A 16,004-nucleotide genomic window follows, 5' to 3' on the forward strand; every position below is an offset into this window, starting at 1 on the left:
CGAGTGCCCACGAAGTCACCAGCAGTCGAGCTCGAGGTGGACGGGCGCGTCGTCCGGGTCAGCAACCCCGAGCGGGTCTACTTCCCCGAGATCGGGGCGACCAAGCTCGACCTGGTGGAGTACTACCTCGCGGTCGGCGACGGAATCGTGAACGCCCTGCTGGAGCGCCCCTGCATGCTGCACCGGTTCCCCAAGGGGCTGGCCGGTGACAAGGTGCACCAGAAGCGGTTGCCCGCGGGAGCGCCGGACTGGGTGGAGACCGTGGAGCTGTTCTTCCCGCGCTGGAAGCGGACGGCCGATGAGCTGTGCGTCACCGAGCTGGCCCAGGTGATCTGGGCGGTGCAGATGTCGACGGTGGAGTTCCACCCGTGGAACAGCCGGCGCCACGACACCGAGAAGCCCGACGAGTGGCGCATCGACCTCGACCCGGGACCCGACTCCGACTGGGCCCAGGTGCGGCGCGTGGCCCACGTCGCCCACGAGGTCCTCGACGAGCTGGGGGCGACCGGATTCCCCAAGACCAGCGGCGGCAAGGGGATGCACATCTACGTGCGCATCGCCCCCGAGCACGGCTTCGCCGACGTACGGCGGGCCGCGCTGGCGTTCGCCCGCGAGGTGGAGCGCCGCTCGCCCACCGACGTCACCACCGCCTGGTGGCGCAAGGACCGGGATCCCGGCGCGCTCTTCGTCGACTACAACCAGAACGCCCGGGACCACACCATCGCCGCGGCCTACTCCGTGCGCGGGGCGCCCCGGGCCCTGGTCTCGACCCCGGTGTCCTGGGCGGAGGTCGACGAGGTGGAGCCGGACGACTTCACCATCCGGACGGTGCCGAAGCGCTTCGCCGAGCTCGGGGACCTGCACGCCGACATCGACGAGCAGGTCTTCGACCTGGCCCCGCTGCTGGAGTGGGCGGACCGTGACGAGGCGGCAGGCGCCCCGCCGCCGGCCGAGCCGGACTGAGCGCCGCCTAGCATGTGCGGCGTGGGAATCCAGATCACGCCGAGCATCCTGAACGCCGACCTAGCCGCCCTCGGAGCGGAGGTGGCACGGATCCCTCATGCCGACTGGGTCCACGTCGACGTGATGGACAACCACTTCGTGCCCAACCTGACCCTCGGCCTGCCGGTGGTCGAGAGCCTGCTCAAGCACACCGAGCTGCCGCTGGACGCCCACCTGATGATCGAGGACCCGGACCGCTGGGCGCCGGCGTACGCCGAGGTCGGCTGCGGCAGCGTGACCTTCCACGTCGAGGCGGCCAAGGCGCCGGTGCGGCTGGCGCGCGAGATCCGCGCCCAGGGCGCCCGCGCCAGCATGGCGCTCAAGCCGGCTACCCCGATCGAGCCCTACGAGGCGCTGCTGCCGGAGCTCGACATGCTGCTGATCATGACCGTCGAGCCCGGTTTCGGCGGGCAGAAGTTCCTCGATCTCTGCCTGCCCAAGATCTCCTCGGCACGGGCGATGATGGACCGGCACGGGGTCGAGACCTGGTTGCAGATCGACGGCGGCGTGAGCATGGAGACGATCGAGCGCTGCGCGGAGGCCGGCGCCGACGTGTTCGTCGCCGGCTCCGCGGTCTACTCCGCACAGGACCCCGACCGGATGGTCCGTGACCTCAAGGCGAAGGCGGAGGCGGCAGCCGCGCGCTGAGCTCGACCGAGCACGACGGGGCCGGAGCGGCCCTGTTCAGCACCACCTCGCCGCTGGCGTACCCCATCTGGCCCTCGAACCGCCTCACGTCGGTACGACGCCAGGTGCGGCCGTCGTCCACCGACCGGGCCACCGCCATGAACGGGAAGAGGGTGGCGCCGTCTCCGCCGCCCACCACCGCCCGGACTCCGGGTGCCAGGCTCGGGATCCGTTGCTGGAGCAGTCCCGCGAGCTCGGGTCGGTCGGGGTACGGCGACACCGACCACTGGCTCCCGATCCGACCTGGTCCAGCGGTACCGCGCGTAGGTGGCGGTCCTGAACCCGTCCGCGCTCGACGTCACGGCATCGGCTGCCCGGCCGGGCGGGCCCCACACCGCATCGACGCGGATGCACACCAGCTGGACACCTGCGCGCCCCGTGCGGTGCGCTGTGGCAGAGTTGGGTCCGCAAGAGCAGAAACAAGAGCTCGCGTGCTCTGGGGGCGGTGAAACTCCGCACCGGCGGTGAAAGTCCGCGACCCGGCCACCTCCAGTGGTCGGTTGACCAGGTGAAACTCCTGGACCGACGGTCAAAGTCCGGATGAGAAGACGCACGCAGATCTTGTGGAATCCCTTCGTTCGACCTCTTCGGCGACGAGCGTTCCGCGAGATCACGCCCCCCGGTGCCCGCGAGGCCCAAGGCAGGAGGCGTGATGGGAACGAGCCAGGCAGAGCAGCAGGCGATGCTGCGCGCCCTCGGGCTTGCCGCCTCCCCGGACGCACCGCTGGGTCCCAATCCGCGGGTGGGCTGCGTGCTGCTGGCACCGGACGGCAGCACCGTCGCCGAGGGGCACCACCGAGGTGCCGGCACGCCGCACGCGGAAGCCGATGCCCTGGCTCGGGCCGGTGCCGCCGCGCGCGGCACCACCGCGGTGGTCACCTTGGAGCCTTGCAACCACACCGGTCGCACCGGGCCGTGCGCCGAGGCACTGGTGAGCGCCGGCGTACGCCGGGTGGTCTTTGCCCAGGTCGATCCGAACCCGGTCGCCAGCGGCGGCGCACAGACGTTGCGCCAGGCCGGCGTCGAGGTGGAGTCCGGGCTCCTCGCCGAGCCGGCACGGGCAATCAACCGGGTCTGGACGTTCGCGGTGGAGCACCAGCGACCCTTCGTCACCTGGAAGTTCGCCACCACCCTGGACGGGCGGAGCGCGGCGGAGGACGGGACCAGCCGTTGGATCAGCTCGCGGCCCGCTCGGCTCGACACGCACCGGCTGCGCGCGCTGTGCGACACCATGCTGATCGGCACCGCCACGGTGGCGGTCGACGACCCCGAGTTCACCGTGCGCGACGAGCACGACCAGCCGCTCGAGCACCAGCCGCTGCGGGCCGTGATGGGCCTGCGCCACCTGCCCCCGGACCGCCGGGTCTTCAACGACCGTGCCGAGACGCTCCGGCTGCTCACCCGGGACCCGGCGGAGGCTCTGGCCACGCTGTTCGCCCGCGACCGCCAGCACGTCTTCCTGGAAGGCGGCCCAACCCTGGCGGCCGCGTTCCTCACAGCAGGCCTGGTCGATGAGGTCGTGGCCTACGTGGCGCCGTTGCTGCTGGGCGCAGGCCGGGCGAGCGTGGCGGACCTGGGCATCAGAACCATCGCCGACGCGCGCCGGCTCGACGTCACCGACGTCACGGTGCTGGGTGAGGGCACCGAGACCAATGTCCGCCTGACCCTGTCACCTGCCCCGTCGCCTGCAGAGAAGAGCTGATGATGTTCACCGGAATCGTGGAGGAGCTCGGAACCGTGCACGCCGTGCAGGACCAGGGCGACGCCATCAGGCTCACCATCCACGCCGAGAGGGTCCTCGACGACGTGCACCTGGGCGACTCGATCGCCGTCAACGGCTGCTGCCTCACCGTCGCCGCGACCGAGGCCTCCGGCGATCCCGGAGCCGTCGACCTCTGGACCGCAGACCTGATGCAGGAGACGCTGCGGCGCACCAGCCTGGCCGGGGTGGCGCCGGGGGACCGGGTCAACCTCGAGCGCGCCGTCCTGGCGACCGCTCGGCTGGGTGGACACATCGTGCAGGGCCACGTCGACGGCGTGGGCACCGTGATCTCCCGCAGCCCCAGCGAGCACTGGGACCTGGTCGTCGTCTCGCTGCCCCCCGACCTGGCGCCCTACCTCGTCGAGAAGGGCTCCATCACCGTCGACGGCGTCAGCCTCACCCTCGTCGAGGTCGCCGCGGACTCCTTCACCGTCAGCCTCATCCCCGAGACGCTGGCACGCACCACCTTGGGGACGCGTCACCCGGGCGACCGGGTGAACCTCGAGGTCGATGTCATCGCCAAGCACGTGGAGAAGCTCCTGCGTGCCTACCTCCCCCAACCGAAGCAGGATTCATGAACTTCCTAGAGTGGCTGGTCAGCGGCTCCATCGCGGTGGGCGACGGCAGCCTGTCGGTGCCGGAGGTGGTCGGCAACGTGTTCGGGCTGGCCAGCGCCATCCTCGGCATGCGGCGGCTGGTGTGGGCCTGGCCCATCGGCCTGGTCGGCAACGTGCTGCTGTTCAGCGTCTTCGCCAGCGGAGAGCTCAGCAACGTGGTCTCCGAGCCACTGTGGGGGCAGGCGGGCAGACAGGTCTTCTTCGCCGCCGTCAGCCTCTACGGCTGGGTGCGGTGGACCAGGCTCCGCCGCGCCCGCCGCGCCGGTGGCGTCGACGACGGGCGGGCCCTCACCCCGCGGTGGGCCACCTGGTCCGAGCGGGCCCAGCTGCTGGTGGCCGGCGCCATCGGCTACGCGGTGGCCTACGTGGCCCTGGAGCGGATCGGCTCCTGGGGGCCGGCGACCGAGGCCTGGATCCTGGCCGGCTCCATGCTGGCCACCTGGGGGATGGCCCGCGGCTGGGTGGAGTTCTGGCTCGTCTGGATCCTGGTCGACGCCGTCGGGGTGACCACGCTGGTCCAGGCCGGCTATTACCCGACCGCCGGCATGTACGGGTTCTACGCGTTCTTCGTGGCCATGGGCTTCGTCGTCTGGTGGCGCGCCGCACGCGCCAGCGCCCGGGCCCTGCCCACCCCGGACGGGTCCTCCGTCCCTTCCCCCGAAGGAGCACACCGATGAGCGTCCGTCTCGATCCCGTCGAGCGAGCCGTCGCCGACATCGCCGCCGGCAAGGCCGTCGTCGTCGTCGACGACGAGGACCGCGAGAACGAGGGGGACATCATCTTCGCGGCCGCCAAGGCCACGCCGGAGCTGATGGCCTTCACCATCCGGCACTCCAGCGGGGTGATCTGCGTGCCGATGCCGGCCTCGATGCTGGACCGGCTCGAGATCCCCCTGATGACCCCCCACAACAAGGACAAGCTGCGCACCGCCTACACGATCTCGGTCGACGCCCGCGACGGCGTCTCCACCGGCATCTCCGCCGCGGACCGGGCGCACACCGCCCGCACCCTGGCCGACTCCGCCACCGAGCCCTGGGAGCTCACTCGTCCGGGACACGTCTTCCCGCTGCGCTACCGCGAGGGCGGCGTGCTGGTGCGCCGCGGCCACACCGAGGCGGCGGTCGACCTCGCCGTCCTCGCCGGGCTGACCCCGGCCGGGGTGCTGGTCGAGGTGGTCAACGACGACGGCACCATGAAACGCGCCCCCGAGCTGCGCGCGTTCGCCGACGAGCACGGACTGGCCATGATCTCCATCGAGGACCTGGTCCGTTACCGGCGCCGCCACGAGATCCACGTGGAGCGTGCCGCCCAGACCCGGCTCCCCACGCGGTACGGGGACTTCACCGCCCACGGCTACCGCATCACCATCGACGGGTCCGAGCACGTCGCACTGGTCCACGGCGACCTCTCCGGCGACGAGCCGGTGCTGACCCGGGTGCACTCGGAGTGCCTGACCGGGGACGTCTTCGGGAGCAGGCGCTGCGACTGCGGACCCCAGCTCGACGAGGCGCTGGAGCGCATCGTCGCCGAGGGGCGCGGCGTGGTGATCTACCTCCGCGGCCACGAGGGACGGGGCATCGGCCTGGTCGCCAAGCTCCAGGCCTACGAGCTGCAGGACGGGGGACGCGACACCGTGGACGCCAACCTGGATCTCGGGCTGCCGGCCGACGCCCGGCACTACGGCACCGCCACGCAGATCCTGCGGGACCTGGGCGTCGCCTCGGTGCGGCTGATGACCAACAACCCGGCGAAGACCCGCAACCTCCGCGACTACGGCATCGAGGTGACCGAGCAGGTCCCGCTGACGCCGCGGCCCAACGACCACAACCTGGCCTACCTGCTGACCAAGCGGGACCGCATGGGCCACGACATCGCCAACCTGGAGGAGCACCGGTGAGTGGAGCAGGCGCACCAGACAAGAAGTCGTTCGACGCCTCTGGCCTGAAGGTGGCGGTGGTGGCCGCCAGCTGGCACGAGGCGGTGATGGACGGGCTGCTGGCCGGAGCCCGGAGAGCCCTGGTCGAGCACCGGGTCACCGACGCCCTCGAGGTCCGGGTGCCGGGCACCTTCGAGCTCCCCGTCCTCGCCCAGGCCCTGGCCGAGCAGGGGTACGACGCCGTCGTCGCCCTCGGCGTCGTCATCCGCGGGGGCACGCCGCACTTCGAGTACGTGTGCTCCGCGGCCACCGACGGACTGACCCGGGTGGCGCTGGACCACGTCGTCGCCGTCGGCTTCGGGGTGCTCACCTGCGACACCGAGGAGCAGGCCCTGGACCGCGCCGGGCTGCCCTCCTCGCGCGAGGACAAGGGCTTCGAGGCCACCGCCGCCGCGCTCGAGACGGCGCGCGCCCTGCGGGCCGTGCGCGGCGAGGCGAGCGTGGACCGCGGTGCGTGAGCTGCGCCGGCAACGCTTAGGCTGGGTGGTGTGAAGACGTTCGAAGGACTCTGGGCCGAGCTCAACGACCTGGCAGTGACTCGCCCCGAGGGATCTGGCACCGTGCGCGCCCTGGAGGCGGGGGTCCATACGATCGGCAAGAAGCTGGTCGAGGAGGCCGCGGAGTCCTGGATGGCCGCGGAGCACGAGGGCAAGGAGCGCGCGGCGGAGGAGATCAGCCAGCTGCTGTACCACGCCCAGGTCCTCATGCTCGCCAGCGGCATCACGCTCGAAGACGTCTACGCACACCTGTGAGGCACACACCCATGTCCCAGTCCACCGGCAACGGCACGTTGCGGATCGCGGTCCCCAACAAGGGCGCCCTGTCCCAGTCCGCCTCCGAGATCCTGCGCGAGGCCGGCTACCGGCAGCGCAGCGACTCTCGTGAGCTCGCTCTGACCGACCCCGAGAACAACGTCGAGTTCTTCTACCTGCGTCCTCGCGACATCGCCCTGTACGTGGGGGAGGGCACCTTGGACGTCGGCATCACCGGTCGCGACCTGCTGCTCGACTCCGGGGCGAAGGCCGACGAGGTGCTGCGGCTGGGCTTCGGTCGCTCCAACTTCCACTTCGCCGGCCCTGCCGGCGCGTACTCCTCGGTGGACGACCTGGCGGGCAAGCGCATCGCCACCTCGTACGACGGCGTGGTGCGCACCTTCCTGGAGAGCCGGGGCATCGAGGCCACCGTGACCCGGCTCGACGGCGCGGTCGAGACGAGCATCCAGCTGGGCGTGGCCGACGTCATCGCCGACGTCGTGGAGACCGGGTCGACCCTGCGGGCTGCCGGGCTGGCTACGTTCGGTGAGGTGATCCTCTCCTCCGAGGCGGTCGTCATCACCCGGGGCGGGGAGCAGCCGGCCGGCTTCGAGATCTTCAAGCGCCGCGTCGAGGGGGTGCTGGTCGCCCGCAGCTACGTGATGATGGACTACGACATCCGCAGCGAGCAGGTCGGCGACGCCGTTGCCCTGACGCCCGGCATCGAGAGCCCCACCGTCTCGCCGCTGCACCGCGAGGGCTGGGTCGCGGTGAGGGCCATGGTCCCGCGCGACGGAGCCCAGAGGCTGATGGACGAGCTCTTCGAGCTGGGCGCACGCGGCATCCTGCTCACCGACATCCATGCCTGCCGGCTCTGACCTCGAGCTGCCCCGCACGTGGCGCCCCCTGGGCGTGCGGCTGGCAGCGGGGTTCTTCGGCGGTGTGCTGGTGCTGCTGTGCCTGTTCGCCTGGTTCGGCTTCGACGAGTCGATCCGGGACCGGTTCACGCTGTTCCAGCGTGGCACCATCCTGGTGCTCGGGCTGATGGCCGGCTCGCTGGGCCACGCCCTGGCTCGTTCTCGGGTGACGGCCACCGCGGACCGGCTGGTCGTGGTCAACGGCTACCGCAAGCGCGAGTTCGAGTGGCCCGCGGCGGTCGCCGTACGCCTGCCCCCGGGCGCGCCCTGGGCCACCTTGGACCTCAGCGACGGCACCAGCGTGCCAGTGATGGGGATCCAGGGCTCCGACGGCGACCGGGCACGGGTCGCCGTCCGTGAGCTGCGGGCCCTGCTCGATCGCTGACCCGGCCTGCTCACTGGCCGAGCATGACCCCGACCCGGGTGGGTGAGAACCCGGGGAACACCGTGGGGATGCTGGCACCGAACCGGGATGAGACGACCTCGGCCAGCACGCTGCGGTAGTCGGTGGTGACCAGCAGGTCCGCGTCCGGGTCGTTGGTCAGTCCCGGCCAGGTGCCGTGGTAGCCGCCGCGCACCCCGGCCCCGAGCAGCAGCATGGCGTTGCCGTAGCCGTGGTCCAGGCCCCAGTTGGCGTTCTCCGCCACCCGGCGTCCGAACTCGCTCAGGCACACCACCGTGACCGTGTCCCCGAGCGCGCCGAGGTCGGTGAAGAACGCGGCCAGCGCGCCGGAGAGCTGCTCGGCGTTGCGCTTCATCGCGCCCCACTCGGTGGTGCCCAGGTCGGCGTGCATGTCCCAGTCACCGTGGTCCACGGTGACCACCTCGACGCCCACGTCGCTGCGCACGATCCGGGCCACCTCCGAGAGTGCCTTGGCCAGATCCCCACTGGGATAGGCGGCGCCGTTGGCCGGCGTGCTCGGCGAGGCCACCACGGGGGCGAAGTCGGCGACCGCGCCGAACGCGGCCCGCATGGACCCTGCGAGACGGGTCTGTCGCTTGTCCCACATGGTGTGCAGCGACCGGTTGCGCCCGCCGTAGGTGTCCCACTTGTCCGCGCCGGCGATCCCCACCTCGGAGATCGAGCGCGTGGTCAGGAACGGGGCGCTGCCGTAGAGGGCCGCCGGTGCGGTGCCGCCCATCTGCAGGGCCTGCAGCGGAGACGCGATGGCGTCGGAGCCGATCAGCCGGTTGAGCCAGCCGCTGCGCGTGGTGGAGCCGGGGGAGGCGTCCTCGAGCTCCTCCATGGCCGAGAAGTGCGACCGGTTGCGCACCGGCAGGCCGGTGGCGTGGACCGCGGCCATCCGCCCCGCGTTCCACAGCGGCAGCAGCGGTGACAGCGCGGGATGCAGACCGAAGAACCCGTCCTTGGCCACCAGCCGGTCGCTGGGCACCGCCAGGCGCGGGCGGGCGAGGGCGTAGACGGGGTCGCCGTGCGGCACCACCAGCGACAACCCGTCTGCGGCGCCCCGCATCGAGAGCACCACGACCACGCCGCGCGCGGGTGTGCCTGCTGCCGCGGCGGCGGTCTGGATGACCGCCGAGCCGATGGTCGTGGCGACCCCGGCGGCCAGGGCGCCGCCCAGGAAGGCGCGACGTGAGGTGCGGGCGACGGCGCTGAACTCCGCGCAGCACCCGGGCTGGTTCTCGTGGTCCATGGGCCTCACCTGGCGAAGAATTCTGGGGAGTCCAGCAGCGTGGTGAGCAGTCGCGCCATGCTCCACCGCACCAGTGGGTGGTCGTGGGTGATCTTCTCGCCGGGACGCAGGTTGGTGGCCTCGCAGCAGGCCTTCAGCAGCACCGAGGTCGAGGGCTGGTGCAGCAGCTCGCGGCTCAGGTGGTCGACGAGCTGGTCGAAGCGCATCCCGGACTTGGGGACCCATGCCTTCGGGGGTCGATAGCCCACGTCCTGGGTCGGCCACCAGCCGCCGGCCATCTGGTAGTGGGTCCGCAGCGAGGCCAGCAGCCGTGAGGTTGAGGACCACGTCGCGTTGTCCAGCGGGGTGCCGTCGGGGCGCGGCCAGGAGAACGGCATCGCGCCGATCGTCGCTGCCTGCCAGAGCATGGTGTTCGCCGCGGAGTCCGTACCGCGCGGACGGCCCAGCCGGACGCGGAGCACCCGGTAGGTCGCGACCACGTCCTCGGCCGGGTCGCGCAGCTTGTCACCCACCGAGCGGCGGAACTCACGTGAGTCGACCAGCGCCTCCAGCACCGGCTTGATCGCGGTGTCGTGGTGCAGGTAGACCTTCGCCAGCCGTCGTACCAGGGCCGGAGAGGGGTCGTCACCGACGAACTTCACCGCCAGCTTCTGTGCCAGGCGCCGCGCGGTGTCGGGGTGGTGCGCCAGGTAGCGCAGGTAGTCAGCGGTGACAGCCCGACCGTCGGCGGACTTGTTGGCGGCGGTGAACCCCTTGACCTGCACCCGGCCGGTGGCGTGCAGGTCCGGCCGGTAGGAGGCCTTCCAGCTCTTCCACATGTCGACGTACCACCCGGTGAGGATCCGGGCGGAGTCCTTGACGTCCGACTCGGTGAAGCTCCCGCGGCCCACGGTGTGCAGCTCCAGGAGCTCACGCCCCAGGTTCTCGTTGGGGTGGGCAGCGCTGGAGGTGGCGTTGTCGAGGTAGATCAGCATGGCGGGGTGGGTGATCGCCGCGTGCAGGAGCTCGTCGAAGCGGCCCAGGGCGTGCCGGCGGATGACGTCGCCGTAGGTCTTGCGGTACAGGAACCACTGCTCGCCGTTGGTGGGGACGTTGAGGTGGTTCTCCCAGAACTGGGCCATGGTCTCCAGGACCTGACGGCGCGACTGCATCCGGCGCGCCATCACCCACCGCTGGTAGTCCTCCATGACCAGCCAGCCGCCGCGGATCCCGCCGGCGTGGTTCTGCCACAGCGTCAGCGGGCCCTGCGCGAGCTCGGGCCACCACGCCTGGGTGCGGTCGCCGGCCTTGTCGTTGATCTTCCCGGGCGTGAGCTGCCAGGCGAACCAGGCCCGGGCGCCGCCCTTCTTGCGGACCTCGGCAGCCAGGTCGGGGGTGACCCCGTAGCTGAAGCGGCTGACCAGGTGGCGGTCGCGGCCCGAGAGCAGCGTGCGCTTGGCGTAGGTGCGTGGCCGGTACCGGCGCCCTGCTGCGGCCGGAGAGGAGGTCGCCACGATGCCGGCGGCCGCCGCGCTACCCGCCAGCAGGCCGCGACGGGTCGCGGTTGTGCTGCCGGTGGTCCGAGAAGACATAGGTCGAGAGTAAGGGCCCTGAGGCCCACGTCACGTCGAGTTGCGCATTTCCTTCACTCCCCAGGTCGCCGAGACCCGGGCCCCGTCCTGGCCGGCGGGGGCGAGGATCACCAGGCCGGCACCGGAGTTGAAGGCGTCCGCCGGTGCGGTCATGGGCTCCACCGCCAGTGAGCGCCGCGCCTTGTCCGGGACCTCGTCGGCGCTGAAGAGCTGGATCCAGCCGTGGGCGGTGTCCACCCACAGCGCCACCCCGTCGCCGGAGGCCGGGTCGCGCAGCACGACGGTGGCCGTGCCGGTGTCATCGCGTTCCAGGTCGCCGAAGGCGTCGTTGAAGGAGGTGCTGCCGATGGTGCGCGGGGTGCGGAAGTCGTGCGCCGTGCCCGCGACCTCCTCCTCGCCGGTCGGCAGCAGCCGGTCGTCGGTGAGGACGCGCCGCGTAGCAGGCAGGGTCAGCTCGAGGTGGTCGATCCCGGTGCCCACGCACAGGTAGGGATGGGCACCGCTGGCGTAGGGGGCAGGCTCGCTGGACCGGTTCGTGGCGCTCTGGGTGACGCGGAGCCCCGCCGGCGAGACGGAGTAGGTGACGCGCAGGTCCAGCGTCCACGGGTAGCCGGTCTGCGCCATCACCCGGTAGGTCAGCGTCACGGAGTCCGCCTGCTGGTCGACCGCCGTCCACTGCGCCCAGCGGGCGAGACCGTGCGAGGCGGTGCGGGTCCCGGGGTCGCTCAGCGCCAGCTGGTGCCGGCGGCCCCCGAACTCGTGGACGCCGTCGCGGATGCGGTTCGGCCACGGCATGAGCAGCTGGCCCCTGCCCCCGGAGGACATCTCGTGCTGGGCGAAGCCGTCGACCAGGGGGCGGCCGCGGTGCTCGAGGAGACGCAGCGCCCCGCCGCTCTCGGTGACGACCGCCCGGTAGCCCGAGCCCTCGATCTGGAACTGCTCGCCGCTGGGGTCCATGGCGCCACCCTATGAGCTGCGCTCAGCCGGTGGTCAGCACCAGGTCCGCTCGGTCCCGGGTCCGCTCCCGGGCGAAGTGCTCGTGCTCCTTGCCCGCCCAGGCGTCCCAGTGCGGGGCGAAGGCATCGCCGTCGCGAGCCAGCCCCCGCCGCATCCTGACGTCGTGCGCAGCCTCGACCCAGACCAGTGCCGAGCTGAAGGGCGCGGTGGCGCCGGAGCCGGCCGCGACGCCCTCCACCACCAGCACGGACGATGCCGGGACCGGCACCCGGTCGGCGAAGCCTCCCGCCAGCCAGTCGTAGCGGCGGTACGAGGCGGGGGCGCCGGCAGCAAGCGGCTCGAGCACGTCGGAGACCAGTGCGGCCACCGCCCCGTCCAGGCTGCCGTCCCACCCGTCCAGCAGCTCGTCCAGGTGTACGACGGGCGCCCGGGTCGCCGCGGCCAAGGTCGCGGCCAGCGTGGTCTTGCCGGAGCCCGCGGGCCCGTCGATGCAGATCAGCCGGCCCGCGCCCAGGCGCGCGGGTCGCGAGGTCGCGAGCGCCAGGACGCGCGCGACCACGTCGGGGTCGGTGCTCGCTGGTGTGGTCACGGTCGGGGGCACGGTCGGGGGCACGGTCGGGGGCACGGAGTCCTGTGGCCCCTCAGAAGGACTGTCCGGACCCGCGGTAGGTGGGTACGGAGTCCACGAGGCGATCGCCGCTGAGCAGGTGCGCGGTGTTCGTGTGCTCGAACAGCTCCCCGGACTTGGCGTGCCGGAACCACACCAGGTCGCCGATGCGCAGGCTGCTGGCGGGATGCCCGGCGAGCGGGGTCTGCACCTCCCCGGCGCCCTCCAGGCCGGTCAGCCGGAGCCCGGGCGGGGCCCAGGGGATGGGGGCGCGGTCCTCCCCGACGGGTCCCGAGGCGATGAGCCCACCCCCGTGCACCGTGGCCACGTCGGCGGATGGTCGTCGCGTCACCGGCACCCCGAAGAAGGCGGCGGGACGCGGACGGAAGGATTGGTAGTGGTCGAACAGCCCCGGGACCAGCAGGCCCGACCCGGCGGAGACCTCGGTGACCACCGGGTCCTGCGAACTCGTCTCGATCGAGCCCGAGCCGCCGGCGTTCCACAGCTGCAGCGCGCCGAAGGGCTCCAGGGCACGGGCGATCTCGGCGCGCCGGGAGCCCAGCTGACTGACCGAGGCCTGCTTCAGTCGACGTACGACCGCGGACCGGGCACGCTGGCCGGGGACGTCGTCGGGCACGCCCGCGACCTGGCCCTCGTAGGTCATCACGCCCACCAGCCGGAATCCCTCGCGGCGCGAGATCTCGGCGGCCAGGTTCACCACCGCGCCGGCGTCGTACAGGGGGGAGCGCTTGGGGCCCACGTGCTGGTTGGCCATCCTCAGGCCGGCGTCCACGTCGATGGCGACCCGGACCTGCACCGCCTTGGAGGCGCGGACGGCGTCGACGACGTCGAGATGGGCGACGTCGTCCATCATCAGGGTGATGGCGGCCGCGGCCGACGGGGAGGCGACGAGCCGGGAGAGCGCCTCCAGGTCCACCGTCGGGTAGGCGACCAGGATGTCGTCGCTGATGCCGTGCTCCAGCAGCCACAGGGCCTCGCGCAGGGAGTAGCCGAGCACGCCCTGGAAGCCCGGTGTGGCCAGGGCGCGTGCGACCAGCGCGGGGACTCGCAGCGACTTGGAGGCCACCCGCACCGGGGTGTCCCCGGCCCGCCGCACCAGGTCCGCCGCGTTGGCGTCGAAGGCGTCCAGGTCGACCACCACCAGCGGGGTGGGCAGGTGGTCGCCGTGCTCCGCGACCGCCGAGGCCAGCCTGGTCGCCAGCCGGTGCCGGGCGATGGTGGCGTCGTCCATCAGTTGATGCCGCGCTTGCGCAGCAGGGCCTCGATGTCCGCCAGGTCGTCGTCGACCACGGGGGCGGTGCGCGCGGAGGCGCCCCGGGGCAGCTTGCGCTCGCCGGCCTTGTCCCCGGCCACCGCCGGGACGGCCCGCTCCTGCCGGGAGCGCAGCAGGCCGGAGAGCAGGAACAGGCCCACCGCCGCACCGCCGAGCACCACCCCGGCCCACACGACGGGGCTGAAGACGAGGTGGGTGGCCCAGTCGGCGATAGAGCCGGCGATCTCGGTGACCATCTCCAAGGTCCCGGTGAGCCAGGCAGCGGCAGGCAGCAGCGTGAAGGCCGCGCCGCGCGTCCCGGCCGCGGCGCCGCGCCGGGTGAAGGCCCACCACGTGTACAGCGCGCCGAGCAGGGTCAGCGTCAGGGTCAGTGCGCCCCAGGTCACCTCGTCCACCCGCCAAGCGTCCCACATCTGCGTCTAGGCTCGGACCATCATGGTCGACCCACACCGCTTCGACGGCGCCCGGATCCTGGAGTCCTCGTTCCCTGACGACACCGGAGCGGCGGACCCCGCGCTGTCGGCGGCCCTGGCTGCCTTCGCTGCCGGCTCCGGCGGCTTCGCCGAGGTGGTCCAGGCCCTGGCTCCGACCCGGGTGCTGGTCCCGGTCGTGGCGGTCCTCGGCGAGGTGGAGGTCGACGACCAGGGCCTGGCCCACGACAAGTCCAGCGACATGGCCGCCGTCCTGCTCACCGGTGCCGACGGGCGGCTGGCGCTGCTGGCCTTCACCTCCTCGGACTCGCTGACCCGATGGAGCGCCGAGGCCCGCCCGGTGCCGGTGCCCGCCCAGGTGGCGGCCCAGAGCGCCGTGCAGGAGGGCGCCGCCGCCCTGGTCATCGACGTGGCGGGGCCGTCCCAGTTCGTGCTCGAGGGCGAGGACCTGGCGGCGTTCGCAGCGGGATGGACCCTGACCCGGGTGGGCGACGACCTGGGCTGGTTGCGCCCCGCGGAGTGAGACTCGTGCGGGTCCGGGGGAGCGGCCACCGGAGAGTCGGCGGCGGCACGGGAGTCCGATTGGCCGGAGCGGGAATGCTCGGGTAGCATTCATGCGTTGACCGATCGTCTCCGGCACCCGTCGGAGGAGATCACCAAGCGGAGGCAAGCACCACGCCCCCCACCCGCATCGGCCGAGTCAGGTCGTCGGGTCCGGTCGCGAAGGATGATCGACGGCAGGATTTGTCGGACATCCCTCGAGGTGCATCCCGCAAAGGATGCGCCTGACTGGCTTCCGCTTGTACGAGCGGGAGCCATTGTTCATTTGTGGACGATGGCCCTGACATCAGACCACTGGAGGACACATCAGCACTGAGCTTCGTATCAACGAGCGGATCCGGGTACCCGAGGTCCGCCTTGTTGGACCCAACGGCGAGACGGTCGGCATCGTTCCGACCGACCAGGCCCTCAAGCTGGCCCAGGAAGCAGACCTCGACCTCGTCGAGATCGCGCCCCAGGGCCGCCCGCCCGTCTGCAAGCTCATGGACTACGGGAAGTTCAAGTACGAGAACGCCCAGAAGGCCCGTGAGGCTCGACGGAACCAGACGAACGTGATCATCAAGGAGATGAAGCTTCGTCCCAAGATCGACGCGCACGACTACGAGACGAAGAAGGGCCACGTGGTCCGCTTCCTCCGTGCCGGGGACAAGGTGAAGATCACCATCATGTTCCGTGGCCGTGAGCAGCACCGTCCCGAGCTCGGGTTCCGTCTGCTGCAGAAGCTGGCCGAGGACGTCAGTGAGCTCGGCTTCATCGAGTCCTCGCCCAAGCAGGACGGGCGCAACATGATCATGGTGCTCGGCCCGCACAAGAAGAAGGCCGACGCCAAGGTCGAGCTCCAGGCCGAGAAGGTGACCAAGGCCGCCGAGAAGGCAGCCGCCGACGCCGAGGAGCGCGCAGTGTTCGCTCCCAAGTCGGACCAGAAGGTCGCCCAGAAGAAGGAGCGCGGCCGCTCCGAGAACCTCGATCCCGAGATCGAGGCCTGAGCCCCACCCACGCACTCTCGGCGGTCCGCAGACCGTCGACGCACCACCACGAGTAGAGAGAGCATCCTGATGCCCAAGAACAAGAGCCACTCCGGTGCCGGCAAGCGCTTCCGCGTGACCGGTTCAGGCAAGATCCTTCGCGAGAAGGCCGGCAAGCGCCACAACCTGGAGAAGAAGTCCTCCAAGGTGACGCGTCGCCTGACCGGGACGGTCGAGGTCGCCAAGGCCGACGTTCCGCGCGCCAAGAAGATGCTGGGTCTCTGACC

20 protein-coding genes and 1 riboswitch are annotated in these 16,004 nt (G+C 71.6%); of the genes, 13 read left to right on the plus strand and 7 right to left on the minus strand.

The window, feature by feature from the left end; genetic code table 11:
* The first annotated feature begins 3 nt into the window (after positions 1-3).
* Positions 4-963, plus strand: a complete 960-nt coding sequence (gene ligD / locus C0R66_RS08315; RefSeq protein WP_101524308.1) for a non-homologous end-joining DNA ligase — start codon at positions 4-6, stop codon at positions 961-963.
* Positions 964-984: 21 nt separating this feature from the next.
* Complete coding sequence (gene rpe, locus C0R66_RS08320) at positions 985-1,650, plus strand: ribulose-phosphate 3-epimerase (protein ID WP_101524309.1); 666 nt, start codon at positions 985-987, stop codon at positions 1,648-1,650.
* On the opposite strand, the gene C0R66_RS08325 is transcribed toward rpe, so the two are convergent.
* The gene (locus tag C0R66_RS08325) at positions 1,616-1,909 is read right to left on the minus strand and encodes a hypothetical protein (protein ID WP_101524310.1); all 294 of its coding nucleotides are present in this window, start codon (positions 1,907-1,909) and stop codon (positions 1,616-1,618) included. The two genes, rpe and C0R66_RS08325, sit on opposite strands and share 35 nt — an antisense overlap.
* Before the next feature lie 207 nt (positions 1,910-2,116).
* Positions 2,117-2,247: riboswitch (FMN riboswitch) on the plus strand.
* 94 nt (positions 2,248-2,341) lie between these two features.
* On the opposite strand from C0R66_RS08325, the gene ribD reads away from it, so the two are divergent.
* Genes ribD through C0R66_RS08365 form a run of 8 tightly spaced genes read left to right on the plus strand, consistent with a single transcriptional unit; the run spans position 2,342 to position 8,058 of the window.
* Positions 2,342-3,391, plus strand: a complete 1,050-nt coding sequence (ribD, locus tag C0R66_RS08330) for a bifunctional diaminohydroxyphosphoribosylaminopyrimidine deaminase/5-amino-6-(5-phosphoribosylamino)uracil reductase RibD (protein ID WP_241901639.1) — start codon at positions 2,342-2,344, stop codon at positions 3,389-3,391.
* 2 nt (positions 3,392-3,393) lie between these two features.
* The gene (locus C0R66_RS08335; protein WP_101524311.1) at positions 3,394-4,029 is read left to right on the plus strand and encodes a riboflavin synthase; all 636 of its coding nucleotides are present in this window, start codon (positions 3,394-3,396) and stop codon (positions 4,027-4,029) included.
* Positions 4,026-4,745: a nicotinamide mononucleotide transporter family protein gene (locus C0R66_RS08340; RefSeq protein ID WP_101524312.1), complete on the plus strand. Its 720-nt coding sequence runs from the start codon at positions 4,026-4,028 to the stop codon at positions 4,743-4,745. The genes C0R66_RS08335 and C0R66_RS08340 overlap by 4 nt, the downstream gene beginning before the upstream one ends.
* Positions 4,742-5,965: a bifunctional 3,4-dihydroxy-2-butanone-4-phosphate synthase/GTP cyclohydrolase II gene (locus tag C0R66_RS08345; RefSeq protein ID WP_101524313.1), complete on the plus strand. Its 1,224-nt coding sequence runs from the start codon at positions 4,742-4,744 to the stop codon at positions 5,963-5,965. Before C0R66_RS08340 ends, C0R66_RS08345 begins: the two co-directional genes overlap by 4 nt.
* Positions 5,962-6,462 (plus strand): 6,7-dimethyl-8-ribityllumazine synthase, encoded by a 501-nt coding sequence (ribH, locus tag C0R66_RS08350; RefSeq protein ID WP_101524314.1) that lies wholly within the window; start codon positions 5,962-5,964, stop codon positions 6,460-6,462. The genes C0R66_RS08345 and ribH overlap by 4 nt, the downstream gene beginning before the upstream one ends.
* A gap of 30 nt (positions 6,463-6,492) precedes the next feature.
* Positions 6,493-6,756, plus strand: a complete 264-nt coding sequence (locus C0R66_RS08355) for a phosphoribosyl-ATP diphosphatase (protein ID WP_101524315.1) — start codon at positions 6,493-6,495, stop codon at positions 6,754-6,756.
* Positions 6,757-6,767: 11 nt separating this feature from the next.
* Complete coding sequence (gene hisG / locus C0R66_RS08360) at positions 6,768-7,634, plus strand: ATP phosphoribosyltransferase (RefSeq protein ID WP_101524316.1); 867 nt, start codon at positions 6,768-6,770, stop codon at positions 7,632-7,634.
* A complete protein-coding gene (locus C0R66_RS08365; protein ID WP_101524317.1) occupies positions 7,618-8,058 on the plus strand; it encodes a PH domain-containing protein in 441 nt (146 codons plus the stop codon). The genes hisG and C0R66_RS08365 overlap by 17 nt, the downstream gene beginning before the upstream one ends.
* A gap of 10 nt (positions 8,059-8,068) precedes the next feature.
* Here the strand turns inward: C0R66_RS08365 and C0R66_RS08370 are convergent, their stop codons facing one another.
* From C0R66_RS08370 to C0R66_RS08395, 6 genes are read right to left on the minus strand one after another with little or no spacing between them, the layout of a single operon-like run.
* Positions 8,069-9,331 carry a DUF1501 domain-containing protein gene (locus C0R66_RS08370; RefSeq protein ID WP_101524318.1) on the minus strand — a complete coding sequence of 421 codons (1,263 nt, stop codon included), beginning with the start codon at positions 9,329-9,331 and terminating at the stop codon, positions 8,069-8,071.
* A 5-nt stretch (positions 9,332-9,336) separates the two neighbouring features.
* The gene (locus C0R66_RS08375; protein WP_101524319.1) at positions 9,337-10,902 is read right to left on the minus strand and encodes a DUF1800 domain-containing protein; all 1,566 of its coding nucleotides are present in this window, start codon (positions 10,900-10,902) and stop codon (positions 9,337-9,339) included.
* Between the two features lie 30 nt (positions 10,903-10,932).
* Positions 10,933-11,859 (minus strand): aldose 1-epimerase family protein, encoded by a 927-nt coding sequence (locus C0R66_RS08380; RefSeq protein ID WP_101524320.1) that lies wholly within the window; start codon positions 11,857-11,859, stop codon positions 10,933-10,935.
* A 22-nt stretch (positions 11,860-11,881) separates the two neighbouring features.
* On the minus strand, positions 11,882-12,448 hold the full coding sequence (locus C0R66_RS08385; protein ID WP_240311589.1) for a nucleoside/nucleotide kinase family protein: 567 nt from the start codon (positions 12,446-12,448) through the stop codon (positions 11,882-11,884).
* 52 nt (positions 12,449-12,500) lie between these two features.
* The gene (locus C0R66_RS08390; protein ID WP_101524321.1) at positions 12,501-13,718 is read right to left on the minus strand and encodes an amino acid deaminase/aldolase; all 1,218 of its coding nucleotides are present in this window, start codon (positions 13,716-13,718) and stop codon (positions 12,501-12,503) included.
* Positions 13,718-14,155, minus strand: coding sequence for a cellulose synthase (locus C0R66_RS08395; RefSeq protein ID WP_158647965.1), 438 nt, complete (start codon positions 14,153-14,155; stop codon positions 13,718-13,720). Before C0R66_RS08395 ends, C0R66_RS08390 begins: the two co-directional genes overlap by 1 nt.
* A gap of 40 nt (positions 14,156-14,195) precedes the next feature.
* Here C0R66_RS08395 and C0R66_RS08400 point away from each other — a divergent pair, with 40 nt between their 5' ends.
* The 3 genes from C0R66_RS08400 to rpmI all read left to right on the plus strand — a co-directional run bounded on the left by C0R66_RS08400 (position 14,196) and on the right by rpmI (position 16,002).
* Positions 14,196-14,714, plus strand: coding sequence for an SseB family protein (locus tag C0R66_RS08400; protein WP_101524323.1), 519 nt, complete (start codon positions 14,196-14,198; stop codon positions 14,712-14,714).
* A gap of 361 nt (positions 14,715-15,075) precedes the next feature.
* Positions 15,076-15,738 (plus strand): translation initiation factor IF-3, encoded by a 663-nt coding sequence (infC, locus tag C0R66_RS08405; RefSeq protein WP_422385615.1) that lies wholly within the window; start codon positions 15,076-15,078, stop codon positions 15,736-15,738.
* 69 nt (positions 15,739-15,807) lie between these two features.
* Positions 15,808-16,002: a 50S ribosomal protein L35 gene (gene rpmI / locus C0R66_RS08410; protein WP_101524325.1), complete on the plus strand. Its 195-nt coding sequence runs from the start codon at positions 15,808-15,810 to the stop codon at positions 16,000-16,002.
* Positions 16,003-16,004: the final 2 nt, after the last annotated feature.

Origin of the sequence: Nocardioides houyundeii (assembly GCF_002865585.1) — a bacterium.
Taxonomy (GTDB): Bacteria; Actinomycetota; Actinomycetes; order Propionibacteriales; family Nocardioidaceae; genus Nocardioides; species Nocardioides houyundeii.

What these genes read in the sequence shown, in the direction of transcription:
- ribD (WP_241901639.1), top strand. Translation starts at nt 2,342, where the DNA reads ATGGGAACGAGCCAGGCAGAGCAGCAGGCGATGCTGCGCGCCCTCGGG.
- C0R66_RS08335 (WP_101524311.1), top strand. Translation starts at nt 3,394, where the DNA reads ATGTTCACCGGAATCGTGGAGGAGCTCGGAACCGTGCACGCCGTGCAG.
- C0R66_RS08340 (WP_101524312.1), top strand. Translation starts at nt 4,026, where the DNA reads ATGAACTTCCTAGAGTGGCTGGTCAGCGGCTCCATCGCGGTGGGCGAC.
- C0R66_RS08345 (WP_101524313.1), top strand. Translation starts at nt 4,742, where the DNA reads ATGAGCGTCCGTCTCGATCCCGTCGAGCGAGCCGTCGCCGACATCGCC.
- hisG (WP_101524316.1), top strand. Translation starts at nt 6,768, where the DNA reads ATGTCCCAGTCCACCGGCAACGGCACGTTGCGGATCGCGGTCCCCAAC.
- C0R66_RS08365 (WP_101524317.1), top strand. Translation starts at nt 7,618, where the DNA reads ATGCCTGCCGGCTCTGACCTCGAGCTGCCCCGCACGTGGCGCCCCCTG.
- C0R66_RS08370 (WP_101524318.1), bottom strand. Translation starts at nt 9,331, where the DNA reads ATGGACCACGAGAACCAGCCCGGGTGCTGCGCGGAGTTCAGCGCCGTC.
- C0R66_RS08375 (WP_101524319.1), bottom strand. Translation starts at nt 10,902, where the DNA reads ATGTCTTCTCGGACCACCGGCAGCACAACCGCGACCCGTCGCGGCCTG.
- C0R66_RS08380 (WP_101524320.1), bottom strand. Translation starts at nt 11,859, where the DNA reads ATGGACCCCAGCGGCGAGCAGTTCCAGATCGAGGGCTCGGGCTACCGG.
- C0R66_RS08390 (WP_101524321.1), bottom strand. Translation starts at nt 13,718, where the DNA reads ATGGACGACGCCACCATCGCCCGGCACCGGCTGGCGACCAGGCTGGCC.
- C0R66_RS08400 (WP_101524323.1), top strand. Translation starts at nt 14,196, where the DNA reads ATGGTCGACCCACACCGCTTCGACGGCGCCCGGATCCTGGAGTCCTCG.
- rpmI (WP_101524325.1), top strand. Translation starts at nt 15,808, where the DNA reads ATGCCCAAGAACAAGAGCCACTCCGGTGCCGGCAAGCGCTTCCGCGTG.